Source organism: Corynebacterium sp. 239_CJEI, from assembly GCF_001055995.1.
In the GTDB taxonomy this organism is placed as follows: domain Bacteria; phylum Actinomycetota; class Actinomycetes; order Mycobacteriales; family Mycobacteriaceae; genus Corynebacterium; species Corynebacterium jeikeium_D.
In genome coordinates this window covers 1-23,476 of sequence record NZ_JVOW01000027.1, presented here as the reverse complement: position 1 = coordinate 23,476, position 23,476 = coordinate 1, and the positions used below count along the sequence as shown (strand labels likewise).

23 protein-coding genes and 1 riboswitch are annotated in these 23,476 nt (G+C 58.9%); of the genes, 10 read left to right on the top strand and 13 right to left on the bottom strand.

What is annotated here, in order from left to right; all coding sequences use genetic code 11:
• Positions 1–152 precede the first annotated feature (152 nt).
• The gene (locus ADB08_RS07455) at positions 153–1,739 is read left to right on the top strand and encodes an alkaline phosphatase D family protein (protein WP_016421418.1); all 1,587 of its coding nucleotides are present in this window, start codon (positions 153–155) and stop codon (positions 1,737–1,739) included.
• Positions 1,740–1,775: 36 nt separating this feature from the next.
• Here ADB08_RS07455 and ADB08_RS07450 read toward each other — a convergent pair whose 3' ends face one another.
• From ADB08_RS07450 to thiO, 4 genes are read right to left on the bottom strand one after another with little or no spacing between them, the layout of a single operon-like run.
• Positions 1,776–2,975, bottom strand: a complete 1,200-nt coding sequence (locus ADB08_RS07450; RefSeq protein ID WP_049172156.1) for a ThiF family adenylyltransferase — start codon at positions 2,973–2,975, stop codon at positions 1,776–1,778.
• Entirely contained in the window at positions 2,975–3,820 is an 846-nt protein-coding gene (locus ADB08_RS07445) for a thiazole synthase (protein WP_049172170.1), read from the bottom strand. Before ADB08_RS07445 ends, ADB08_RS07450 begins: the two co-directional genes overlap by 1 nt.
• Positions 3,821–3,849: 29 nt before the next feature.
• On the bottom strand, positions 3,850–4,083 hold the full coding sequence (thiS, locus tag ADB08_RS07440) for a sulfur carrier protein ThiS (protein WP_049172154.1): 234 nt from the start codon (positions 4,081–4,083) through the stop codon (positions 3,850–3,852).
• A gap of 13 nt (positions 4,084–4,096) precedes the next feature.
• A complete protein-coding gene (gene thiO / locus ADB08_RS07435) occupies positions 4,097–5,272 on the bottom strand; it encodes a glycine oxidase ThiO (protein WP_065421661.1) in 1,176 nt (391 codons plus the stop codon).
• A gap of 7 nt (positions 5,273–5,279) precedes the next feature.
• A riboswitch (TPP riboswitch) is annotated at positions 5,280–5,402 on the bottom strand.
• A 70-nt stretch (positions 5,403–5,472) separates the two neighbouring features.
• Between thiO and ADB08_RS07430 the strand changes: the two genes are divergently transcribed.
• Positions 5,473–6,231, top strand: coding sequence for a thiamine phosphate synthase (locus ADB08_RS07430; RefSeq protein ID WP_049172153.1), 759 nt, complete (start codon positions 5,473–5,475; stop codon positions 6,229–6,231).
• A gap of 6 nt (positions 6,232–6,237) precedes the next feature.
• Positions 6,238–6,579, top strand: a complete 342-nt coding sequence (locus ADB08_RS07425) for a cupin (protein ID WP_049172151.1) — start codon at positions 6,238–6,240, stop codon at positions 6,577–6,579.
• A 10-nt stretch (positions 6,580–6,589) separates the two neighbouring features.
• On the opposite strand, the gene ADB08_RS07420 is transcribed toward ADB08_RS07425, so the two are convergent.
• Complete coding sequence (locus ADB08_RS07420; protein WP_049172150.1) at positions 6,590–7,291, bottom strand: potassium channel family protein; 702 nt, start codon at positions 7,289–7,291, stop codon at positions 6,590–6,592.
• Positions 7,284–8,714, bottom strand: a complete 1,431-nt coding sequence (locus ADB08_RS07415; protein ID WP_038626542.1) for a TrkH family potassium uptake protein — start codon at positions 8,712–8,714, stop codon at positions 7,284–7,286. Before ADB08_RS07415 ends, ADB08_RS07420 begins: the two co-directional genes overlap by 8 nt.
• Positions 8,715–9,136: 422 nt before the next feature.
• Between ADB08_RS07415 and trpB the strand changes: the two genes are divergently transcribed.
• The gene (gene trpB, locus ADB08_RS07410; RefSeq protein WP_065421660.1) at positions 9,137–10,462 is read left to right on the top strand and encodes a tryptophan synthase subunit beta; all 1,326 of its coding nucleotides are present in this window, start codon (positions 9,137–9,139) and stop codon (positions 10,460–10,462) included.
• A 66-nt stretch (positions 10,463–10,528) separates the two neighbouring features.
• Here trpB and ADB08_RS11670 read toward each other — a convergent pair whose 3' ends face one another.
• From ADB08_RS11670 to purD, 3 genes are all read right to left on the bottom strand, one after another.
• The gene (locus ADB08_RS11670) at positions 10,529–10,684 is read right to left on the bottom strand and encodes a hypothetical protein (RefSeq protein ID WP_162837147.1); all 156 of its coding nucleotides are present in this window, start codon (positions 10,682–10,684) and stop codon (positions 10,529–10,531) included.
• Between the two features lie 816 nt (positions 10,685–11,500).
• Positions 11,501–12,628 (bottom strand): aminotransferase class I/II-fold pyridoxal phosphate-dependent enzyme, encoded by a 1,128-nt coding sequence (locus ADB08_RS07405; RefSeq protein WP_049172167.1) that lies wholly within the window; start codon positions 12,626–12,628, stop codon positions 11,501–11,503.
• 239 nt (positions 12,629–12,867) lie between these two features.
• Positions 12,868–14,142, bottom strand: a complete 1,275-nt coding sequence (gene purD / locus ADB08_RS07400; protein ID WP_049172166.1) for a phosphoribosylamine--glycine ligase — start codon at positions 14,140–14,142, stop codon at positions 12,868–12,870.
• An 80-nt stretch (positions 14,143–14,222) separates the two neighbouring features.
• Between purD and ADB08_RS07395 the strand changes: the two genes are divergently transcribed.
• The 3 genes from ADB08_RS07395 to ADB08_RS07385 all read left to right on the top strand — a co-directional run bounded on the left by ADB08_RS07395 (position 14,223) and on the right by ADB08_RS07385 (position 16,298).
• Positions 14,223–14,645: an HIT family protein gene (locus ADB08_RS07395; RefSeq protein WP_049172147.1), complete on the top strand. Its 423-nt coding sequence runs from the start codon at positions 14,223–14,225 to the stop codon at positions 14,643–14,645.
• 170 nt (positions 14,646–14,815) lie between these two features.
• A complete protein-coding gene (locus ADB08_RS07390; RefSeq protein WP_049172143.1) occupies positions 14,816–15,535 on the top strand; it encodes an esterase/lipase family protein in 720 nt (239 codons plus the stop codon).
• Complete coding sequence (locus tag ADB08_RS07385) at positions 15,525–16,298, top strand: lipase family alpha/beta hydrolase (RefSeq protein ID WP_049172142.1); 774 nt, start codon at positions 15,525–15,527, stop codon at positions 16,296–16,298. The genes ADB08_RS07390 and ADB08_RS07385 overlap by 11 nt, the downstream gene beginning before the upstream one ends.
• A gap of 9 nt (positions 16,299–16,307) precedes the next feature.
• On the opposite strand, the gene ADB08_RS07380 is transcribed toward ADB08_RS07385, so the two are convergent.
• Entirely contained in the window at positions 16,308–17,150 is an 843-nt protein-coding gene (locus tag ADB08_RS07380) for a PaaI family thioesterase (protein WP_016421433.1), read from the bottom strand.
• Between the two features lie 138 nt (positions 17,151–17,288).
• Positions 17,289–17,663: a hypothetical protein gene (locus ADB08_RS07375; RefSeq protein ID WP_016421434.1), complete on the bottom strand. Its 375-nt coding sequence runs from the start codon at positions 17,661–17,663 to the stop codon at positions 17,289–17,291.
• Between the two features lie 567 nt (positions 17,664–18,230).
• Here ADB08_RS07375 and ADB08_RS07370 point away from each other — a divergent pair.
• Positions 18,231–19,733, top strand: a complete 1,503-nt coding sequence (locus tag ADB08_RS07370) for a hypothetical protein (RefSeq protein WP_016421435.1) — start codon at positions 18,231–18,233, stop codon at positions 19,731–19,733.
• 812 nt (positions 19,734–20,545) lie between these two features.
• Here the strand turns inward: ADB08_RS07370 and ADB08_RS11790 are convergent.
• Both ADB08_RS11790 and ADB08_RS07360 read right to left on the bottom strand, forming a co-directional pair.
• Entirely contained in the window at positions 20,546–20,908 is a 363-nt protein-coding gene (locus tag ADB08_RS11790; protein ID WP_016421436.1) for a DoxX family protein, read from the bottom strand.
• Positions 20,908–21,480 carry a TetR/AcrR family transcriptional regulator gene (locus ADB08_RS07360; protein WP_016421437.1) on the bottom strand — a complete coding sequence of 191 codons (573 nt, stop codon included), beginning with the start codon at positions 21,478–21,480 and terminating at the stop codon, positions 20,908–20,910. Before ADB08_RS07360 ends, ADB08_RS11790 begins: the two co-directional genes overlap by 1 nt.
• A 329-nt stretch (positions 21,481–21,809) precedes the next feature.
• Here ADB08_RS07360 and ADB08_RS07355 point away from each other — a divergent pair, with 329 nt between their 5' ends.
• Both ADB08_RS07355 and ADB08_RS07350 read left to right on the top strand, forming a co-directional pair.
• Positions 21,810–22,067, top strand: coding sequence for a tyrosine-type recombinase/integrase (locus tag ADB08_RS07355; protein WP_016421438.1), 258 nt, complete (start codon positions 21,810–21,812; stop codon positions 22,065–22,067).
• A gap of 189 nt (positions 22,068–22,256) precedes the next feature.
• Positions 22,257–23,441, top strand: a complete 1,185-nt coding sequence (locus ADB08_RS07350) for an IS256-like element IS3503 family transposase (RefSeq protein WP_015382061.1) — start codon at positions 22,257–22,259, stop codon at positions 23,439–23,441.
• Positions 23,442–23,476: the final 35 nt, after the last annotated feature.

The window sequence follows — 23,476 nt, the reverse complement described above, 5'->3', positions numbered from 1 at the left end:
AGACACATTCCTCCCAAGTCGGTTATCTACGTTACAAAAGGAAGCCCAGTCATTCTCAATAACTAAGCCTTTGTTCTGTAATTGCGACTTTTTCCTTCGAGTTCACGCTGGTTTAACTGAACGTCAAAGTGGAAAACCTATCGTTCGACTCCATGCAGCTTTCCCGTCGCAGCGCTCTACGTTTAGGCGCATCCACCGCACTTGCCACTTCAGTCACGCTCGCTCATGCCTCTAGAGCTGCGGCTTCAGCTACACCGGGTTCGCCGTCACTGGCCTCCCCAGGGTTACTGCGTTCTCGGCCACAGCTCACCCACGGCGTTGCAAGTGGCGATATCCGCGGCGACGGCGCATTAATTTGGGCTCGCTCAGACCGCCCCGCCCACATGGTGGTTGAAACTGCTGCAACTGAGAGCTTCCAGAATGCCAAGGTATTCCGCAGTAACTCTCTGTTAACTCCAGACACTGACGGCACCGGACGTCTACGTGTCGTCGGTCTCGAACCGGGGCAGGAAATCTTCTATCGCGTCACGCTCGAAGAGGCAGATACTGGAATCTGCTCTGATCCCGTTATCGGCACCTTCCGTACTGCCCCAAACCGCGCATCCAACATCCGCCTGCACTGGTCCGGCGATGTCGCAGGTCAGGGTTGGGGAATTAACGACGAAATCGGTGGCTACACCGGCTTTTCCACCATGATGGAGCGCAATCCAGACCTATTCATTCACTCAGGCGACACCTGCTATGCCGACGGTCCGCTGGATGAATCCGTCACGCTTTCCGACGGCACTGTGTGGCGCAACCATGTCACTCCGGCCAAATCCAAGGTTGCTGAAACCCTCGAAGAGTATCGTGGCCAGTACTCCTACAACCTCATGGACAAGAACTACTTGGCCTTCAATGCGCAGGTTCCGCAGCTGGTTCAGTGGGATGACCACGAAACAGTCAACAACTGGTACCCCAACGAAGTCCTAGACGACGATCGCTATACCGAGCGCGATGTCAACACTCTGGCCAAGCGCGCCTACCAGGCCTTCCATGAGTGGCAGCCAATTGATCAGCAAATGGCTGTAGATGGGCGCGTCTACCGCAAGGTTTCCTACGGCCCGTTGCTAGACATCTTCATTCTGGATATGCGCAGTTACAAGGGAGAAAACACTTCCAATAATCCGCGCTCGACAACCGAAGAACCAATCCTTGGCGAAAAGCAGACCAACTGGTTAATCGACTCCCTCAAGGACTCCCGCGCGACGTGGAAGATTGTTGCTAATGACCTACCGCTTGGAATCATCGTCCCCGACGGCGACGATGGTGACCAAGAAAGCGTATCCAATGGTGCCGCCGGTGCACCTGCAGGACGTGAACGTGAAATCGCCCGCCTGCTCAGCGCCATTAAAGATGTTTCAAATGTCGTCTGGCTCACCGCCGATGTGCACTACACCGCGGCTCACCACTACAGCCCAGAGCGCGCACAGTTCACCGACTTCGCACCCTTCTGGGAATTCGTCTCCGGTCCTCTCCACGCGGGCGCATTCGGCCCCAACGAAATGGACTCGACCTTCGGGCCGAAGGTGGAGTACGTCCACGCACCGGGTAAAGACAATGCCAACGCCGACCCCACACAGGACTTCCAGCACTTCGGCGAAGTCGATATCGACGGCGACTCACGCGAGATGACCGTCCGTCTGCTCACCACTCGTGGCACCGAGTTGTGGTCGACAACGCTGAAGCCGCAGGCGTAGGCACACTGTTCAACAGCGCGTGGCGGTAGCTGCTAATTAGTGCGTTCCACCACGCTTTACGACGGTCTCCTGCCCCGCAGCCTGCCAGGCCACAATACCTCCGTCCAAGTTGATGAGCTCCGGCGTGGCACCATCAGTCTCGACCTCACCAGCCAGCAGCTCAATTGCCTGCTGCGAACGGGCACCCGAGTGGCAGTGAATGACAACTCGTGGGGAGTTCGGCTGGAGGTTCCGCTCAGCCCACGCTTCGCGAATCGCAGCCCACCTACGGCTGCGAATTTCGCCGAGCGGTACAAGCACCGATCCGGCAATGGCGGCCTCTGCATACTCTTCGGGCTCGCGTACATCGATAAGAGGCACGCCCTCGGCGAGAAGCTCACGCACTGCATGAGGACCAACGCTGCGCACATTCTGCTCCGCGCCGTCTTCATTTTCCGACCACGATGCTGCGCACACCTGCGCAATTTCGGTCAGGTCGGAAACGGGTTCGCGCTCCGGGTCGGTTGCAAAGGACAGTGTGCGGGTGGTTGCCTCCAAAGCGTCGATAAGCACGAGCTTGCCGACGGCGGCCTTGCCGACACCGGTGAGCACCTTGATTGCTTCGACGACCATCATGGAACCAATCTGACCGACCATTGCGCCGAGAACCCCACCTGCGGCGCACGACGGCACGGAGCCGGGGTCGGGGATGTCGGGGTAGAGATCGCGAAGCATGGGACCGCAGCCCGGCCAGAACACAGACAGTTGCCCTGCAAACTGCAGGATTGTGGCCCAGACCAGCGGGGTTCCGGTCAGCTCCGCAGCATCGGAAGACAGATAGCGGGTGGCGAAATTGTCCGCGCCGTCGAGCACTACATCGTGAGTGGCGAAGAGCTCCTCAGCATTGTCGACGCTTAACCTGCCGACGATTGCGGTCACCGATGCCTCGGAGTCAAGGCGCCGCACGGCATCCGCGGCAGATTCGGCCTTCGGGCGACCAATGTCGGACTCACGGTGAATGACCTGGCGCTGAAGATTGGACTCGTCGACCACGTCATCGTCAATGATGGTGATGTGCCCGACCCCTGCCCCGGCCAGGTACAACAGCGCAGGCGATCCCAAGCCACCAGCTCCGATGACGAGGACGCGGGAGGCTCGCAAAGTTCGCTGCCCCTCGGCACCAAAGCCCGGAAGTGTTAGGTGCCGGGCGTACCGGCGCAGGTCGCGGTCCGAAAGATTGACCCCCTGCTCAGCCATTACAGAGAATCCTGCTCGCGTGCGCCGCTGACGCGCTCAGTGATGATGCCCTCAAACGACGAGCTCGCCTGGGCTAGTCGACGCCGTGGAATGCGGCCGGACTCGCGAGCAGTCAGTCCTGCCTCAACGCCGAAGCGCATCGCCGTGGCCATGCCCACCGGATCATGTGCACGGGTCACTGCGGATGCCAACAGCACTGCATCGCAGCCAAGCTCCATCGCCTGAGCTGCCTCAGACGCGGTACCGATGCCCGCATCCAGGATGATGGGCACATTCGCGCGGTCCACAATCAGCTCGATGTTGTGTGGGTTAAGAATGCCCAGACCAGTGCCAATCGGCGAGCCCGCCGGCATGACAGCTGCACAGCCCAGATCTTCCAGCCGCTTGGCCAGCGCCGGATCGTCGTTGGTGTAGGCGAAAACGACGAAGTCGTCAGCTACCAACTGCTCCGCTGCCGCAACCAGCTCGACCGGGTCCGGCAGCAGCGTGTCCTCGTCGGCGATGACCTCGAGCTTTAGCAGATTGGTCTCCAGCGCCTCGCGGGCCAACTGCGCAGTCAGCACCGCGTCACGAGCGGTATAGCACCCCGCAGTATTCGGCAGCGCCGCAATATTGTTGCGCTGCAGAATCTCAAAAACGTTCTGCTTCGTGCCGGGCGTAAAGCGGCGCATCGCCACCGTAGTCAGCTCGGTGCCCGAAGCCACCAGCGCGCGCTCCAGCGTATCCATGCTGGTCGCACCGCCAGTTCCCATAATCAGACGGGAGTTCAACTCCAGCCCGCCAATGCGCAGCGGTTCGCGTGTAAGTCCGCTCGCCGCCCCAGTTTCATTTTCCTGCGCGGACATGTTTGCTTGTGCGGAATTCGCGGTCATCTCTAGCCTCCCTGAACTGCTGTCACGATGTCGATTGCACCTGTCACGGGCGTGCTCGCCCACTTGGCTCGCGGGATTACCGCACCATCCACGGCTACCGCGATTCCCAGGCGGGTGCCGTCCGCGGCAGTGCCGTCGTCGTTAAGCGCGTGCCCCGTGTGCTTTGCGACGAGATCTGCGACCATCTCCCCCGCAGCCGGTGTGTAGCCTTCGCCATTGAGTGTTGTGGTGGACATAAGCGAGCCTCCTCTAATCGCTGAAGCGGAATGGATTGACGGCGGAAAGAAGCGCCGGGTCGTTGTCAGTTTCCCGACCTGCGACGACATCGGCCGTGAGCTTGGAGCCGATGGCCGTAAGCAGAATGCCGTGACGGAAGTAGCCGGTGGACACGGTCAGTCCTGGAGCCACGCGACCAATCATGGGGACATCGTCTGGGGAACCAGGCCGGGCGCGGGCGGTCATCTCGTAGATTTCGCAGTCGAGAATGCCGGGCACCAGGCGGTATGCGTCGCGGAGTAGCTGGTGGACTCCTTCGGCGGAGACGCCGGTCAGGTCATCTTCACGCGAGGTTGCGCCGAGCACGACGGTGCCGTCGGCACGCGGGACGATATAAACCGGACGCCCCTGAACCACACCGCGAATAGTGCGAGTGACCAGTGGCTGCAGGCGCTCCGGTACACGCAGACGCAGCACATCTCCATAGACCGGGCGCAGCGGCAGATTCAGATTCTCCGGCAGACCGGCCATATCGGCGGTGTTCAGCCCCGCAGCCAGAACGACCTCATCGGCGAGGTAGTCATTTCCGTCCGTGCCGCGCAGCCCAATGGCTTGGCGGGGGTCGGCATCGGAAGCGTAAATAACCTCTTCCGCGCGGGTGCGGATGACGCGGTCTCCCAGAATGGTCAGCAACGCTTCGGCGAGCAGACGCGGATTGACCTGGTGATCTCCCGGAATATCCACCGCACCAACACAGCCCGGCCCCAGTGCCGGTTCTGCCCGGCGCGCCTCGGTGGCGGTGATGCGGTTGATCTCCATGCCCATGTCATGCTGCAGCTCAACGAGCTCGCTGAGTGTCTGCCGGTCAGCGGCATCGCCCGCACAAACAAACGTGGAATTCTCGATATAGCCAACATCGTGGCCCGATTCCTCGGCGATGGCCTGGGCAAAGTCGCGGTAGAGCTTGCCCGATTCCACCATCAGCGGATACAGCGTCGGCTGATCCCACACGACTTCGGCAACCGGCGCCAGCATGCCAGCCGCGGCGAAGGTTGCGCCGGAAACGGGCTCGGCATCGAGGACGGTCACATCGAATCCCTGGCGGAGTAGTCTCCATGCCGTCGCCAAGCCGATAATGCCCGCGCCTGCGATAACAACGCTCGACGACGTATCCCCTGTGCCACCCTCACTTGTCGAGGCAGCACCCATAGCGGCAGCATCCACTGCCATTCCTCCCTCCGGCGGCATAACCCGCATCAGGTAAAAGCGGTCGGCGTTACTCGCCCTCTCAGCCAGCGGCATCTCATCGATACCGAGTACGGCTCCCGCGGAACGTGGTACTCCCCCATCATATGACTTCGGACTCACCGCCACGACACCGCATCCCCAACCTCGCCTAACATGGGGACATGAACGCCTCATCAGCTGCCACTCGCACAACACGACGCGCCCTGCTTGCCGACGCCCGCCTGTACCTCTGCACCGACTCGCGCGCATCCCGCGGTGATCTGCGCGAATTCCTGCACGCCTGTTACGAAGGCGGCACCGACATCATCCAGCTGCGCGACAAGAAAGTCGACACCCGCGACGAGATTGTCGCTGTGGAGACCCTCGCCGAGGTCGCCGCTGAACACGGCAAGCTCTTCGCCGTCAATGACCGCGCCGACATTGCCGCACTGACCGGCGCAGACATCCTGCATGTGGGCCAGGAGGACCTCACAACCGAGCAGGCCCGCCAGATCGTTGGCCCCGAGGTTCTCATCGGCCGCTCCAACCGAAATCTGGACATGTTCGCCGCCTCGCTTGCCGACGATGGCATCGATTACGCGGTGATCGGTCCGGTGTATGCCACCCCGACAAAGCCCGACCGTCAGCCCGTCGGAGTCGAGATGGTCCGTGAAGCTGCGGCACTCGTGCGGAGGGCGCGTGCACAGGGTTCTGCGGAGTCCCACCAGGATTCCGTGGCCGATATTGTGCGCCCGCACGACCGCGGCGCAAGTGACCCCGTCAAGCCATGGTGGGCAATTGGCGGTATCAACGCCGAGACCGCCAATGCGGTTATCGCCGCTGGTGCGGAGCGCATTGTGGTGGTTCGCGCACTAACCGAGGCAGCAAATCCGGAAGAGGCAGCGCGTGCTCTGCGCGCTGTGGTTTCACCAAGGAGCTAGGACGCTGTGAATATTAATTCACAACAAGACGACCTTCTGACTCAAGCTAAAGCGAATAGCAATGGCCGCGCTGCGGAAATTGTTGTCCACGACGGCCCGCTACGCCAGACTCTCATCGCACTGACTGAAGGAACTGAGCTTTCCGCCCATAACTCGCCGCCCGCAGCCTCGATGCTTGTTCTTGTTGGCGAAGTTGAAATCACCGGTGCCGATGAAACCACGATTTCCGAGGGCAATCTCAAAGTGCTCACCCACGTCAAGCATGGCGTGAAAGCTCTAACAGATTCCGTGTTTTTGCTGACCACGGTCACAGGCGTCGACGGAATCGACAGCCACGGCGACAAGTAGCAATCAGCGCCTACTCCCCGGCGAATGTCTCCAACTGCCGAATAGCGCCGGAGACAATCAGGAGATCACCTGCGGAAATGCGGTCGTCGGCAAGCGCAGGGCGGAATCGCTGACCGCGCTTTTGTACGGCGACAACCGTAATCGGTGCGCTCTGGTTAATCTCCGCCACCGTCTTATCCAGGCAGTGGATTGGCGGCGCGACCTTGCCTACTGCGTAATCGCGGTCGAACTCCAGGAAGTCCTGGACCTTGCCGCCGATGAGGTGCGCAATACGACGACCGGTGTCGGCCTCCGGGCGAATGACGTGGTGCACACCAATCTGGCCCAGGATTTTGGCGTGGGCCTGGTTATCGGCCTTTGCCCAAATCATGGGCACCCCCATATCCACCAGCGCAGACGCGGTCAGCAATGAAGCCTCAATGTCACTGCCGATGGCGATAACAACACGTTCGGCTTCATCGACACCGAGCTGCTTCAGTACCTCCGGCATGGTGGTGTCGGCGGTGACCACGTGGTCGAAGGTCGAGGACAGCTCCTGAACCACCTTTTCGCGATGGTCTACGCAGAGAACCTCGATACCGCCAGCGACCAGCTCCTCGCCGAGTGCCTGTCCGAAACGCCCCATACCGAGGATGACAACAGGCGAAGAGCTGGCTTGGTTGGAGAAATGATCTGCAAAACCAGCAAACGGGTTGAATTTCGAGTTAGCCAATGAAGGGCCTTTCTTCTGGATATTCGTAGACGCGCTGGCGTGGGCGGGCGGCCAAGGCCGTCGCCAAGGCGATTGGGCCAACACGTCCGGTGAACATCAGCACGATGAAGATTGCCTGTGCTGCCACCGGCAGGTCGGCGGTAATACCTGTGGAAAGGCCTACCGTGGCGAAAGCACTGATTACTTCAAAAAGAATTTGGTCAGTAGAAAACTGTGGTGCTAGGAAACTGACGGCGATTACTGCCAGGAATACCTGGCCGATACCGAAGGCAAGGACTACGAGAGCCTGGCGCAGCACCTTTGGGTTGAGGCGCCGCCTAGCCACGGACACGGAGGTGTCACCGCGAATCTCCGCGAGAACAGCGGCGAGAATGACGGCCGACGTCGTGATTTTCACGCCACCTGCAGTACCGCCGGTGCCACCACCAATGAACATGAGGAAGTCAGTGCCCAGCAGTGTCGATGGATGGAACTCCGCGTAATCGAGCGCGTTGAACCCCGCGGTACGCGGGCTCACACCAGCGAAGAATGAGTTGAGTATCTTCTCCCCCGCGGTGAATCCAGACATGGCATTGGACCACTCCCCAAAAGCCACCATGAGCGTACCCAAAGCAATCAGCAGAATCGTGCCTTTAATGGTGAAGCGAGTAGTCAGCGACCAGCGTTTAGGCAGCTGTCCTCGAGTGCAGACACTAAGCCACGCTTTGCCGTGCCGCCAGGCCTCGAGCAAAACAGGAAAACCCAGACCACCCACGATGAGGGCGAAGGCCAGTGGCAAAAGCACCCAGGCATCGCTATAGAACCCGATGACATTGTCGGTATACAGAGCGAAACCGGCGTTGTTGAAGCTTGAGATGGCATGGAACAAGCCTTCCCATGCAGCCTTTCCCCAGCCATACCCGTATCCGGAGTGGAACCGCAGCGTAAGTGCCACTGCCACCACAAACTCCACCAACAGAGTGAAGCTAACGGCAGCACGGACAACCCACGAAATCTCGCCCATATCCATACCGCGGCCTTCAACGCGGGCACCGGCACGGCGGTTCAGGCCGAGCCTTCCTGCTACGAAGAGGCCGAAAAGTGAAGCCAAGGTCATGAACCCGAGACCACCCAGCTGAATCAACAACATGATGACGACCTTGCCGAAGGTTGACCAATGGGTGGCCGTATCTACGGTGATCAGGCCGGTCAGGCTTGTTGCCGAGGTGGCTGTGAACAGCGCATCAGACAGCGCCGTGGGCAAACACATATCCCCAGGGCTCGGGGCGCACTGCCCCGTAGGATGGCTATTGACCGCCGAAATCGGCAGCATTAACAAAACCGTGCCAGCGGTTATCAAGGCGACATAACACCACACCACCAACGTCGTGGGACGAACTCCCCGACGTGTTTTAGTGGCCTGCCGCGACAGCGTAATCACCATCGGAACGTTAGTCCTCGTGGCCAGCGATGTCGAGGGGAATGCTGATATTCCGCCTCTGCATATGCCGGGACTTAGCGGGGAGCTGCTTTACGACCCCAGACACCGTTGCGATATCCCGTACACATTTCGTGCCCCATCCCCGCCCCCACACCCCACCCCGCTTTGGCTACTACGGAAACCTTGAGTTATGGTCAGATTCATGATGACACCCCTGATGAACACACCCGCGCCGTGCGGCGCACAGTGGTGGTGGCTCGCCTAAGTCCGCGAGCAACGTCACGTCATCTCATTAATGTCGACGGCAAACCCGTCAAGTACGAGCTCGCAAGAAGATAAATCTGGCGGGCTCTTTTCTTTTATCGGTTCGGCGAAGAGAACCAGGGCCCGCTGAAATAAACAACAGCAACGAAAGGCTCTCTTCAATGACTGATTACAACCCCAGCGCGGATGCCATCGCCAAGGCTGCAGCACCGACTGCAACCAGGGTGCCGTCGGCAAGCGTTAACGGCGCGGGCGAGGTGCGCGAAACCCTCTTGCCTGCATTTTTCGGTCGCTTCGGTGGACAGGAAGTGCCGGAGTTCCTGCTGCCAGCACTCGATGAGCTGGAAGCGGCTTACATCGAGGCGATGAGCGATCCGGAGTTCCAGCACGAGCTGGAAGAACTGCGTCGCGATTTCCTCGGCCGCGCAACCCCGCTGTTCGAATGCCGACGTCTATCCACGCCGAACACGACGATTGTGCTCAAGCGCGAGGACTTGAACCACGGCGGCGCGCACAAGGGCAACAACGTGGTCGGCCAGGCGCTGCTGGCAAAGCGCATGGGAAAAACCCGTCTCATTGCTGAGACGGGCGCAGGCCAGCACGGCACGGCCACCGCGATGGCCGCAGCGCTGCTGGGACTTGAGTGCGAGATTTACATGGGCGCGCACGATGTCGCCCGCCAGCACCCCAATGTCGAGCGCATGGAGCTCATGGGCGCGAAGGTCGTTCCCGTCACCACCGGCGAGGCCGGTTTGAAGGATGCTATTGACGAGGCACTGGTCGAGTGGAGCAAGACTCTCGACTCCACTTTCTACCTGCTGGGCACAGCCGCCGGACCGCACCCATTCCCCACTATCGTGCGTGAATTCCAGCAGGTCATCTCGGAGGAGTCACGCAGTCAGATGGCCGAGCGTTACGGCAAGCTTCCCGACGCTGTCATCGCAGCCGTCGGTGGCGGCTCCAACGCCATCGGCGCATTTGCTAACTACATCGACGACTCCGATGTCGCCCTCATTGGCGTCGAACCCGCAGGTGAGGGTCTCGACACCGACCGTCACGGCGCGCCCATCAATGCGGGCAAGACTGGTGTCCTTCACGGCATGCGCTCATTTGTCATGCTTTCCGACGACGGCGAGGTGTTGCCATCGCACTCCATCTCGGCGGGCTTGGATTACCCGTCTGTTGGCCCGGAGCACGGCATGCTGAAGGAGAATGGCCGCGCCAGCTATGTCGGAATTACCGACGAGGAGGCGCTGGAAGCGTTCCAGCTGCTCAGCCGCATGGAGGGCATTATTCCGGCGATGGAATCCTCGCATGCGCTGGCGCAGGCCATTAAGATTGCGCGACTCCGTGAAACCGACCCTGCCGCTGTTAGCGAGCTCGGGCTGCCGGTTCACGAAGGCGATGAGCCTTTGCTGTTGCTCGTGAACCTGTCGGGTCGCGGTGATAAGGATATGGAGCAGGTCCGGGAGTTCCTGAACCAGTAGGAATAACCAGTAGGGATTGCTTCCCCACTAGCTGCCTAGCAGGAATCGGACCAAAGCTAATTCTTGTTAGGCAGCACGGCGATCGTCGGCGGCGATGCCCTGCTTCGGGTTCGCCTCCACGATGGCTTCGGCAAGCAGCGATGCCAGCGCATCCTGCTTGGATTCCTTGCCGTCCTGGAAAATCGGGGACACAGTATCCATAATCTCGTTGAATGCGTTCATCAGAGGTCACCTCTCTTAAGATCTCTTTGATCTTTATTGTTGGACTTCTCCAACCGATTCTTTGCGATTCCGCAGTTGAAACGTCGTTTCATCGAATCGTTTGGAACTTATGACTTGCAACCGTAGACGACAACACAAGACCTGGCAAGCGCTAAACTTTATTTTTAGTTAACCTTTTGTTAACTTTTGGACGCTTTTTAGCTCAGGCACTGAGCCACAAACAGCGCCCCTCGACGCCGCCCCATACCTCGCTTTACTGCCGTTGATAACGGCTTCAAAAATCACGCTTTTACACAACCAAAAACAGGGCGCGGAAGTCTCTTTTGGTCAGACATAAACTATCCCCACTAAAAGCGCTTGCAGCCAACATTGAATGTGGGTTACACACCGCGCTCAATCGTCACCCCACGCAGGGATAGCCGCCAGTTCCTCAGAGGTCAACCCCATCGACAATTAAAGAAAAAGGGGCCCCTGCCAGCGGAAATAGACCACCGACAGAGCTGCCGGCTGTCAAAGATGCTGCCGCGAAGGCCACCCCACCCCACTATCGACCCAACCCCAGCCTCACTTGATGTGACCGCAGCCACAGAACCCTCAATCTGAGGCAGTTTTTCCGCCTTTACAGCAAACCGGCGATCAAGAAAACAGAGCCCCAACGGCCCCTTCCAGGAATGCCCCCAACATCGGCTCTACCAGCGACCGTCGGTAGAGGGTTTAAAGCAGCGATTCGCCCGTCGAGCACCCTATCTCGCCCGACTGAAAAACACCCCTAAAAGGGTGAGGTAAATCACACCGCGAGCGCCACTAAAAGCCGTTTTAACGACGATCAGTGAACACCCCAATACGCCGAACAGCCTCTTCCATCTCGGACGTCTCACCGGCGAAGCAGAGGCGAACCCACTGATGGCCGTTCTCTGTGTCGAAGTCGATTCCAGGGGCAACGGCCACGCCCGTTGCGGCCAACAGTTCCCGAGCCCAAGTCATGGAGTCGACGGAGTTCGGGTCGTCGTAAAGCCCTGCGATATTGGCGTAGATATAGAAACCGCCGTCGGGTGGGGCGATATTACCGAGACCGACGCGGGGCAGCCCCTCGAGCAAAACGTCGCGGTTGCGTGCGTAACGCGTCACGTGCGAATTGAGCTCGGCAATGGACTCGGGGCTGAACGCTTCCACCGCCGCTGCCTGCGAAATTGCCGGTGGACAGACAGTGAGGTTGGCTTCGAGGCGATCAAGCGGCGCACGCAGCCACTTGGGAACGATTAGCCAGCCAACGCGCCAGCCGGTCATCGAGAAGTACTTACTGACACTGCCGACCACGACCGCCGCGTCGGAGAACTCGCGTGCAGACGCACACTGTCGGCCATAAGTAATGCCGTGATAAATCTCGTCGGAAATGAGCAGGCAATCGTGCTGCTCACACCACTTCGCAATGGCACGCAGCTCGTCGGCATCGATAATGGTGCCAGTGGGGTTGTCCGGGCTGGTGACAATCACGGCCTTGGGCACGCGCGGAAGTGCCTCCAGGTGTTGGGCGGTGAGTTGGAAACGAGTCTCAGGACCACAGTCAATCTCGACAATGTTGGCGCCGAGCGCCTGCAGCGTATTGCGGTATGCGGGATAGCCCGGGCGCGCGAGCACGATGTCGTCGCCAACATCGAGGGCTGCGAGGAAGAGCGCTACGAAACCGCCGGAAGAACCGGTAGTGATGACAACATCAGCGGCTTCCGTGGCCGTGCCGTAGTTTTCACGATGCCAGGCGGCGATGGTTGCACGCAGCTCAGGCGTGCCGACGGCCGCTGTGTAGCCCAGAACCTGATTTTCTAAATCAGCACGCGCACGGGCAATCGCGGCAGCCGGGGCCGCGGTCGCGGGCTGTCCCACGCAGAGGAATAGAGCGTCACCGTGAGTGCGCTGACGCTCCTGTGCGAGCGCGAGAACATCCATCACATGGAAGGGTGCGACCTCACAACGGCGGGATGCTAGGTCGCGCTGGGGCTGGGATGCCTGCGGTGACTGCGAGGAGTTTAACGGCTGCGGTGACTGCGACGACTTTGGCGACTGCGGAGATTCGGCGTGCATACCTTCATCTTTGCAGCCGCCGAGGCCACCCGGGAAATCCAGTTCATCCCGGGTGGGTGCACCAGTGAGGCATCCGAGTGCAGCCGGACCACCTCAAGCATTATTTAGATGGAAATACGGCCCTCAACTGCAGGTAGTGCAATGTCGGTGCGGTAGTGCGAGCCCTCGAGCTTAATGGTCTTGATGGTCTCGTACGCCTTGTCGCGGGCCTCTTCCAGCGTGTCACCAACGCCGATGACGTTGAGCACACGGCCACCAGCGGAGACCAGCTCACCCGCAGCATTGCGGGCAGTACCTGCGTGGAGAATGCCATCTGCCTCACGGCCAGGCTCTGCACCTTCAATGACATCACCCGTGCGCGTCGACACCGGGTAGCCTTCAGCGGCCAGCACAACAGTCAGAGCGTAACCATCACGCCAAGACAGCGGACCGAAGTCCGCCAATGTTCCGGTAGCAGCGGCGTTGAGCAGCTGCGCCACCGGGGACTCCAGCAGCGCCAGCACGGCCTGGGTCTCCGGGTCACCGAAACGGCAGTTGAACTCAATGACAGCCGGGCCGTCCTCGCCCCAGGCCAGACCTGCGTACAGCAGACCCTGGAACGGGCAACCGCGAGCGGCCATCTCACGAGCGACCGGCTCGCAGACCTCGGTGACAATGCGCTCAGTTGCGCCTTCCGGCAGCCAGGACAGCGGGCTGTAAGCACCCATGCCACCGGTGTTCGGCCCCTCGTCGTTATTACCGACGCGCTTGTGGTCCTGAGCCGGCAACAGCGGGACGACGATTTCGCCGTCGACCAGGCAGAACAGGGAAACTTCCGGGCCGTCCAGGAAGGACTCCAGCAGCACCGGGTTACCGGCGGCCAGAACAGCCTTTGCGTGTTCGAGAGCTTCAGCGCGGTCCTTAGTGACCACGACTCCCTTGCCAGCAGCCAGACCGTCATCCTTCACGACCCAGTTCGGGCCAAAGCGGTCAATGGCGGCCTCGATGTCTTCGTCGGAGGCCTCCGGCTGGATGGCCTCTGCCGAGGCGGTCTTTACCCCAGCTGCCTTCATGACGTCCTTAGCGAAAGCCTTGGACCCCTCAATCCGAGCTGCGTCAGCGTTCGGTCCGAAGACTGCGAAACCAGCGTCGCGCAGCGCGTCTGCCACACCCGCGACCAGCGGAACCTCAGGGCCAATAACAACCAAATCGGCCCCAATTTCCTTGGCCAGCGCAACAGCGCCAGCGGGGTCATCCACGACCAGTGGATGCATGGTTGCAATTTCACTCATACCCGCATTACCAGGGGCTACGTGAAGATCAGTAGCCTGCGGGTCCTTACTCATTGCGTACAACAGGGCGTGCTCACGGGCACCGGAGCCAATTACGAGGATGCGCATAGCAATCATCTTACTAATCAGCCCGGATAACTCTCATCGCACCCAACCCCTCAATCCGCTATTCGGGTTACCCTTGGCACATGAGCACAGTATTTACCAAAATCATCAACGGTGAACTCCCCGGTCGTTTTGTCTACCGCGATGACAAGGTCGTCGCATTTTTGACCATCGAGCCAATTGCGCCTGGTCATACGCTGGTCGTCCCTGTTGAAGAGGTGGACAAGTGGACGGACGCCTCGCCTGAGCTATGGGCCCACCTCAATGAGGTTGCCCAGAAGGTTGGTCAGGCTGTTGTCTCCGCTTTTGACGCTCCGCGTGCTGGCTACCTCATCGCCGGCTTCGAGGTTCCGCACACGCACATTCATATCTTCCCTGCCCACGATATGTCCGGGTACAACCTACAGTCGGTAGATCGCAATCCTTCCGCAGAGTCCATGGATGAGGCCGCCGCCAAGCTACGGAAGGCCCTCGGGACTGACGAAGACGGAAAGTTGGTGCGCTAATCGCCGCTTCAAACGAGGATTTTCGGGAAGAACAACTTCCGGTAGTCCCTGCCCCTGAAGCGCAGGAACCGGAGGCGCAACAACCGGCTGCAGCTGAAGGATCAGCATCGCTCCCCTATGCCATCTTCCGTCCGCTGCGCGGTGTTTTCGAAGATAACTGGGGAGCCAAAGTGTCCAAATCCCGGCCGTGGCCGGTCATCCTCCTGCATGGAACAGGCCAGGTCAAGGGCATTTGGGAGACCCTCGGCGGTCAGTTACGGGAGGATGGCTGGGCTGTCTTCGCGCCAGATTTTGGGCACCGTGCAACAGACCCCATCAATCAGTCCATCGACATGCTCGTGCCTTACATCAAGGCTGTCCTGCACGCCACTGACGCAAAGCACGCCGTTATCGTGGGGCACTCGCAAGGCGGCTTAATTGCCACCCTGCTTTCTCTGCGCATTTCCAAGTACATCAAGCATGTTGTCTGCCTTGCCGCGCCCAATCACGGCACCAATCTGGGCGGCATCGCTTCCAGTATCACTAAGATCCCCGGCACAAAGTCGCTGATGAGCAACTTTGTGCAGAGCTATTGGGGCGTTTCCGGTTTGGAACAGCTCACGGGTTCAAAGATGGTTTTGAACTCCAATTCCCACGATATCCTCGGTCCCGGTGTTACTTACACCTGCATTGCCACCAAGTATGACCAGCTCATTTCCCCTCCACAGTCCTGTTTCTTGGATGATGGTGACACAGGCATGGTCACCAATCTCTATGTGCAGGACACGTTCCCTCAAGCCATCGTTTTGCATGAGCAGATGGCGCACGATTGGCGCCCCCGCGCGCTTACTCGCGAGGCACTATTCAAGCTGGTAGGCGAGGATTTTGACCCAATCGAGCATGCGGAATAGACCGCTCCTAACGCGGATTTTCCCACCGACAGCCGCACATCCGTCCCTGCCAAATCCAAGTCCAGCGTCGGGGGACCTCAGAGACCCCGTTCCGGTTATCGCACTTCATGGCACGCTCGATAGTCCCGGCGCGTGGGCACCGCTTGCCGACGGACTCCGTGCCCGCGGCCGCCGAGTCTATGTACCGGCCTACGGAGACCGTGGCACTGCTGCCCTCGTAGATTCTGTCGCCGAAGTCGAGGCCTATATCAACGGAGTCTGCACTGAAACGAACTCGGACACGGTCGATATTGTGGCTCACTCGCAGGGTGGGCTACTGGCTTTCCTGCTGTTTACGCGTCTTGCAAACCATGAATGCGAGCGTTTTTCGTTTCGACGTATCATCAGTGTGTCGGGCTCTGTCGGCGGTGTAAATCTGACTGAGATCTCCCGCATTTTGGGCTGGTGGAATGGGGCTCCTGCCCGCTGGCTAATGGGACAGGCTTTAGCCGATCAAATTGCGGTAGCGGCAGGACAATATGAACTTCCTGCAGCCAACACTGCCCCACACCTCCGAAGGCGCAAGGCAGCCACACCTGACTGGATTAATGTCATCAGCCACCATGACAACCTGGTCATTCCGTGGTCCGATACCGCGCAGAGCTTCCTGCCGGACAGTCGAGCTGTTTTGCTCGAAACCGAGCTGGAGGGCAGGTCTGTTGCGCATTGGAAGCAGCAAACAGACCCCGAAGTGATCGAACTGATCACTCGGCTATTGGCGTAGAGCTTCGACCTAGAACTTGGTCAGCGACTCGCGCGCGGTGACGACATCCGCAAGCAGCTGCTGCGCGGCTGGCGAGGGGTTATCGGAGGTGAGGGCCTCGATGACGACGTCGGGAAGCCCTGCGGCGCGGTAGTCGTCGACAGTGACATCGCCGTACTCGAGGACCCCGTGGAGCCATGCGACTGCACGCGACTCTGGTGAAATGCAGCGTCGTGCGGTGCGTTCCTGCTGGACGAGCACATCACGGTTTTCCACCCCGCGCATCCCCAGCCGTGCAAGAGTGCGAGCAGCAGAGATGAGGTTCTCACCGGCAACACAATCCTGCTGGTTCGGATTGGCCGGCGGCTTCTTACGACCACGACGGCGCACGTAGAGCTCCTGCTGACCAATACCGACCAGGGAGCCATCGCGGTTTCGGATTACAGAGGTGTATGGAACGACCGTCGAATAGCCACCTTCAGTTTCGGCCTTAAGCTTTTCGACCATCTCATCCGGCACCTCTACCTCAAGGTACGCACCATTCTTACCCGGCCGGATAAATTCAAACGACCCAGTTCGCGTCCACGCCTCGTACTTCTTGACATCCAGACGCTGCATAACCAGCGTGCCAAACAGCACATCCGTCATCGAAAACAGTGCACCGCCAAATGCCGCGCCATGCATATTCGCAGTCAGAGCGTTTAGGCGCAGCTCCAATCGCCCCTCAGACCAGTCATCCGCAATCTCAGTGATACGGATGCCGGTGCCAAACAGCGGCGGCCAAATGTTCAGCAAGAACTTTGCCTTAGCCGGGGACATCTCTTTCTCAGCAAGTTTGTACAGGGTGCGTCGCAGCGATGGACCAATAGACATAACTACTTACATTAGGTGTTGACCGGGCGAACGCGGGCATTATTGTCAGAAAACAAAAGTGTGTCAGCTTCAGCACATGCTTTACGACGGTTCCCGCGCCCCACCTTTTATTAAGACAGCGACTATTTCAGCGACTATTTAGGCAGCAAACCGTTCCGCCAGCGTATTGACGCGCAGAGTGAAGAAATCCCGCAATTCCGCGTAGCGGGAATAACCATAAATCCCGCGGTCAGCTGGGTCATCATATTCCCAGCGCTCAGTCTCTACATCTGGCGCGATGTAGTCCGAAACGTCGATTTTCCCCACAACAATGACCACATCCGCACTGTCTGCGAGAGACGGCGTGAGTTGATGAGGATCGCCATCGCACCGTGCCCCCACCTCACAGAGCGCACGCCGCGCGTCTTCATCCAGACCGCGGTCATCATCATCGATGCTGATACCTGCTGACAACACTGTCAGGCCTGGGGCAGCTTGCCGCAGCAGCCCTTCTAGTACGCGTGAGAGTCCCATGTTTGAACTACTGACAAAGAGCACCTCTGACATGGCTCTATCGTAGAATATTTTTCTCGGAGAAATCACCCCAGCTTGTGGGGTTTTCTGGAAGGTTTTGCAGAAAAATGCCAAAAGCGCCCATAGCGCAGGCCCTTCCCCGAGACCAGCCCTATCGACGCTTATGACTTAAGAACAAAGTCCACTTTACATGCGCATGTAACCCCTGTGAAGCGTGGGGCTAGAGTTGCAGATGTGAAAGCTCCGTGGCCTGTGATTTTCCGGCTGTCGGCGTTGCGCTGTCCTGCTGTCGGTGTTGCGCTGTCCTGCTGGCGGCGTTGCGCTGTCCTATCGATGCAATATTCACCTATCGATACGCAGCAGCGTGGCCATAAGTGAATAGCTCATCCATATGTTGACCGGGACTTCCGACAACGTGCGCATAAGTGAAAGAAAATTCCCCCGCCCCAGCCCCCGACAGGCATTTGCCCTTTAATCAGTCTTCAAACGCACCCTTTGTTCCCCGCCCGACCTCCTTAAACCGGATAAAATTGGCGGGGCCGATCGCTCGCGAATAGGAGAATCACCGTGACCGACTCTCGCGATATTAAACCTTTTGCATCCAACCGCGGCCCCAAAGTGACCTCCATCGGTGCCATCATCGGCGCAGCAGCAGTGGGCGGCCTGCTTCTCGGAGGTGTCGGTGCGGGCACCTGCTTGGCGGTCTTTGATTCGCCCGAGCGCTCTGACTACGTCATGCAGCCCGCGCAGCGTGAGGTGCAGGCTGACATCATGGACTCAGACGATGTGCTCACCCCGGAGGAAGAACAGCGCATGCTTCGCGATGTCTCCCGGATCGCCGCCCCTGACGTGGTCCAAGGGCTGCACTACATGGTCTTTGCCGAGAACAAGGAAAACGTTAATGACTCCGTAGAGGAGTACCTGCGCGATAACCACCAGGAGCTCATCGGCAAGGATAAGTTTGCTGATGGCCAGGTCTTCGTCGGCGTGGGCCTTGATCCGCGCCAAGCCTTCGTCTTCGCGGGTGAGGACGTGGCTGCTCAAATGAAGCTACGCAAGAATGACAGCCATCTGAAACAGTCCATCGAAGCAATTAAGCCGGGCGTGCGGGATGACAACATTCCTGCTGGCCTCTTTGCTGGCGCAGCGGCTGCAATCGACGTAGACCGTGCTGCGGATACTCAGTACGAGGGCGCAAAAGAGGACCGGATGGCGGCGGCCGTTGGCCTCGGGGTGGCGGGCCTGAGCGTTGGCGGCGCTGGTGTCGGCCTCGCCGGCGGTGTACGCCGCAGCCGGCAGAAGAAGACACAGCAGGCACGCGAGGACTGGGACTACGTGTCGCAGACCTACACCGATGTGGCGCAACGGCTAAGGGAGATTGATATTCGAGCGCACTCGCTCCAATCAGGGCTGGTGGATGAGCGCCTGCGCCAGGACTGGGAGGGTTTGCGCGATGACTTCCTAGCAATCGATAGCCAGGTTGGTTTCCTCATGTCGATTCCGGCGGATGCGCCAGATGAGCAATTCCGCTCACACTCCGAGCTCATCGCCAACGCGCGCCAACTGTGCGAGCGCGTGGAAACCGCTGAGGCCAATATTGAAAAGCTGCACCGCATTGAGAACGCTGATGCGGATGCTCGCCGCTATGAACTCTACGAGCTGGAGAAGGATCTGGCACAGGCAGGCTACTTGGCCGCAAGCATCGACTCGGCGCTTGAGCGCCACGCGAAGGAGTTGGAAGATGCCGCCACTGAATTATCCAAGGAACCACACCATCCGCAGTTCATGGAGCGCTACCTAGAACTCTTGGATCGCTCCGCGCTCTTGTCGGAGCACGTGCAGTCCCAGCTGCAGAAGCGCAATGAGGCCGACGAGCGCCCCGAGCGCACGCGCATCTACGACTCTGATTTCTTCGCTGGCTCTGGCTACCACGGCTACGTGCCCTTCTATGTCGTGAGCACCTGGGATAGCGATGCCACCACTGCCCGCGACAGCTCTTCCAGTAGCGGTGGCGTCAACAGCGGGTTTAGCTCAGGGTTTTCCGGTTCAGGCGGTTCTTCCAGCTTCTAAGCCGACTTACGGGACAGAGGGGATGCGGACGTTCTGTTAGACGATTTCACCCCTCACGCTACTTAACCCCTACATTTTCCCCTTTAAACCAAAGAACCCCAGGCCGGAAAACTTCCTGACCTGGAGTTTTGGAGCCGGAAACGGGACTCGAACCCGTAACCTACCGTTAGGGTACCCTGTAAAGGTTTGACCTATAATGCCATTTATGCCTGTCAAAGCCGTTTCTCGCGCCACACAGGGACACCTCCCCTACTAGTTTTTGAGGAAAGTCTTTGGGGAAGTGCGGAGTTTTCCGAAGTAGACCCGCAGCTGGACATACGCCACAGCCTGAGTACAAGACTTAACCGGCGGTGGCTACACGGTGTCGACTAGGGGCCACACACCCCTTGCCCCAGCAACCCCTGCCCGTCGCACCCCTACCCCCCACGCATAAAAATGGACTGGGATTGCCCCCAACCCCTCAATTCCGGTTACTGCTCCTGCCACCCCACGTCGTCGGGTGTGACATCCCGGCGCGGGCCCAGTCGCGCAGCGCTCGCCACTGGTATCTCGGATGCAGTACCGCAGATACCCGTCGAAGAGCTGGACGCCTATCTACCAGTCCCGCAGCAGCCCGCCACTCTGCAAATCCCACAACCCCGACCCATCAGCTAGGGCTTTGTCATGCCTTCTGCACCGAGGCAGACGCTCATACCCTTCGACAGGCCGGCGAGGCGGTAGGCGGCTAGCGGGTCCCAGGCACCCGCGGCAAGCCGCCCGGCGCGGGCAACGGCGCCCCTCAATGGGCGAACACAATTGGTAAATTGGTCGTTTCAGGCTATCAATAGTGTCGCAATGAGAGCGCCTAGTGAAATAGCGAGCATCCCTAAGCAATTGACCCAAAACTCGCTACCTAGAAACTTGGCTCGGATATGTGCGATTGCTGCGGTGCAGAAGTAGGCAATGACTCCAACCATCGTCGCTATTCCAATGCCTGGTATCCAGAGCCCAATAATGAGTCCACTTGCTGCTAGGCACTTGATAACGATAAGAGCCCACCACCACTCTGTAGGAAGTCGTACTCCTCTGAGGCAGGCCTCGATGAATGCTACGGGTTTGAGCGAGAGTACCGCGTCTCCGAACAAAATGGCTGCAAGAATGATGGAGGGCCAAGCAGGCGAAGATTCGAGAATCATTATTTTACTCCGTACGCGATTTTAAGACGGGAGATGGAACTGTTCGCGTGAATGGATAGTTCGTCGGTGTCGTATGCACCGGCAGCCCAGCCAAGAAGCAACCCAAGATAAATGTTGTAAAGGATTGTCGCGAACTCTTTAGCGTCATCTTTAGGGAGCATATTGCCTAGGCGCAACACGATTTCATCTACCAAGAGAGTTCGAAGCTCGTTGAGAATCTCTCCGTTGTCTCCCTGTGTGATTAGGGCAGCGCCATACGCTTTCGATAATTCTTCCTGCCCAGTAAACATTTTCAGGAAAGGAGCGAGAACGTCGAGAAGGTTGTCTGATTGTCCACGGAGCTCATCGTGCATGACGGTGATTCGATGTCCGATGGTCTGAATCAACAGCGACTGCTTGCTCCCGACGTTCATAACGGTTCCAACGCTGACGTTAGCTTTCTGCGCGATGGCACGCACATTTGTATCCGCGTACCCGACTGACACAAAAAGGGCATAGGCGGTATCCAAGACTTTATTGCGCGTCGCCTCCTTTTGAGTAGCACGACTTGATTGAACTTGTTCACTGAACATGTTCAAATCGTATCGCTACATCAATCTACGGTCAAGTAGCGATGTGGTTATCCAAGTACATTGCTGTCATGAGAGGCGAGCGGGTTTCCTGCTTACAAGGAGGAAAGTTATAGCTGATCGTCACACACCTACATGTTTTTGCCAGACCAGCTTCTCGGGCCAATAGACTCAAGGATTGCCGAGCGCTTGGCCGATAAGCCTACGAGCTTGTTCCACGGCCAACGCACGACAGGGGCACCGACGACGCGGGTACTGCCTATGCGTGACGACCCATCCGGCACATACCCCCACCCTGGCAAAACTCTGGCCGGGCTCTAACATGGGCAGGCTTGCCGCACCTCGCCGGCGACGATGTGGCGCAGGCCGACCGGGAGCTGCTGCCTGCGGTGATTTCCTATCACGACCTCCGTCACACGGTAGCGACCGCCATGGCTGCAACGGGCAACGCGGCGCTGGCCACCTTGCAACTGGGCCATGCCTCCGCCTCGACTACGGAGGCCGCCTACATCAACCGCGCGGGAGATGTTGACAACTCCGCAATCATTGAAGCGTTCGCTGCCGACGCGCTGGCAATTTTCGGCGGCTAGTCGCTGCCCTCCTGCCGCCTCCCCGCAGCCCCGTGCTGGGTTAAGTAAAGAAAAGTGTGTCCGCATGCCACCATAACCCCAGACCACACACCACAAATCACCAAAGAATAGCTCCCCGAAAGCTATTACCCACACCATCCCACACCTCCGGCCACATTTGTGCTAACCGCACACCGGTTGGATTAAAGGATGACCACCAACCGCCCCAGCTGCCCACTATGCGGCAACAACACAAAGAAAAACGGCACCACCAGCAAATCAACCACCCGTTGGCGCTGCACCCACTGCGGACACTCCTTTACCCGCAACACCCAAACCCACAACAAAAACACCGCCACCATGGCTTTGTTCATCCAATGGGCCACCGGCACCCAATCTCTAACCACCTTCGCCGCACACCATGGCGTAACCAGGCAAACCATGCACCACCGATTCCGATGGTGCTGGTGGATCATCCCCACACCCACCATCGACTCATTCCGCATCCATGACCAAATCTTCCTCGACGCGACCTATCTAAAGTCCGGATGCCTCCTGATCGCAGCCAGTAAAACCCACGTCATCAACTGGACCTGGGCCAGACACGAAACCACCGCCGCCTACACCGAACTCCTACGCCCCATTGCCGCACCACTAATCGCAGTCACAGACGGCGGACAAGGTGCCCAATCAGCCATCCACCACTGCTGGCCAACAACACGCATCCAACGCTGCCTCGTCCACGCCCAACGAACAGTCCGCCGCCACACCACCAGCAACCCCCGCACCGATGCCGGCAAAACCCTCTACCGCCTAGCCCTGAAACTCACTCGCATCACCGACCTTGACCAAGCATCCACATGGGTCGCCCACCTGCACGAATTCGACCACACCTACCGGGAATGGATGAACGAGAAAACCACCATCAAAGACCCCGTTACCGGCGCCTACACCAAGGTCTACACCCACCAACGCGTCCGAGCGGCCTATCAATCATTGCTATCTCTGCACCGCAGAGACCTGCTGTTTACCTACCTGCAACCCCCACCAACAACCATCGACCCCGACAACCTTGCAGCAACAACAAACAGCCTCGAAGGTGGCATCAACGCCCCCATAAAAGAACTAGCCCGCAGACACCGCGGACTATCACTACCGCATCAACGCACAGTGATGGATTGGTGGCTGTATCTACATACAGAAGTCCCTGACGATCCGGTCAAGATCGCCAGGGACCAACGATGGGGTCAAGACGCACTTTCCACAGCAACAGACCTGATCACCCACAACACCACAGCCACTACCAATGACATCGGTGCACCAGCAGAATACGACACCGCCATCGACACCAGCTACCAACACAACCTCGGCATCCAAAAAGGCTGGATCAAATAACCGCAACACGCCCGGAAAAGACACACTTTTCTTTA

Coding starts and splice junctions, on each gene's coding strand:
- ADB08_RS07395 (WP_049172147.1), top strand. CDS start 14,223: ATGAGCACAGTATTTACCAAAATCATCAACGGTGAACTCCCCGGTCGT.
- ADB08_RS11670 (WP_162837147.1), bottom strand. CDS start 10,684: ATGAACGCATTCAACGAGATTATGGATACTGTGTCCCCGATTTTCCAG.
- trpB (WP_065421660.1), top strand. CDS start 9,137: ATGACTGATTACAACCCCAGCGCGGATGCCATCGCCAAGGCTGCAGCA.
- ADB08_RS11790 (WP_016421436.1), bottom strand. CDS start 20,908: ATGATTCTCGAATCTTCGCCTGCTTGGCCCTCCATCATTCTTGCAGCC.
- ADB08_RS07415 (WP_038626542.1), bottom strand. CDS start 8,714: ATGGTGATTACGCTGTCGCGGCAGGCCACTAAAACACGTCGGGGAGTT.
- thiO (WP_065421661.1), bottom strand. CDS start 5,272: ATGGGTGCTGCCTCGACAAGTGAGGGTGGCACAGGGGATACGTCGTCG.
- ADB08_RS07360 (WP_016421437.1), bottom strand. CDS start 21,480: ATGTTCAGTGAACAAGTTCAATCAAGTCGTGCTACTCAAAAGGAGGCG.
- ADB08_RS07445 (WP_049172170.1), bottom strand. CDS start 3,820: ATGTCCGCGCAGGAAAATGAAACTGGGGCGGCGAGCGGACTTACACGC.
- ADB08_RS07375 (WP_016421434.1), bottom strand. CDS start 17,663: ATGGGACTCTCACGCGTACTAGAAGGGCTGCTGCGGCAAGCTGCCCCA.
- ADB08_RS07430 (WP_049172153.1), top strand. CDS start 5,473: ATGAACGCCTCATCAGCTGCCACTCGCACAACACGACGCGCCCTGCTT.
- ADB08_RS07385 (WP_049172142.1), top strand. CDS start 15,525: ATGCGGAATAGACCGCTCCTAACGCGGATTTTCCCACCGACAGCCGCA.
- thiS (WP_049172154.1), bottom strand. CDS start 4,083: ATGTCCACCACAACACTCAATGGCGAAGGCTACACACCGGCTGCGGGG.
- purD (WP_049172166.1), bottom strand. CDS start 14,142: ATGCGCATCCTCGTAATTGGCTCCGGTGCCCGTGAGCACGCCCTGTTG.
- ADB08_RS07405 (WP_049172167.1), bottom strand. CDS start 12,628: ATGGATGTTCTCGCGCTCGCACAGGAGCGTCAGCGCACTCACGGTGAC.
- ADB08_RS07380 (WP_016421433.1), bottom strand. CDS start 17,150: ATGTCTATTGGTCCATCGCTGCGACGCACCCTGTACAAACTTGCTGAG.
- ADB08_RS07455 (WP_016421418.1), top strand. CDS start 153: ATGCAGCTTTCCCGTCGCAGCGCTCTACGTTTAGGCGCATCCACCGCA.
- ADB08_RS07350 (WP_015382061.1), top strand. CDS start 22,257: ATGACCACCAACCGCCCCAGCTGCCCACTATGCGGCAACAACACAAAG.
- ADB08_RS07450 (WP_049172156.1), bottom strand. CDS start 2,975: ATGGCTGAGCAGGGGGTCAATCTTTCGGACCGCGACCTGCGCCGGTAC.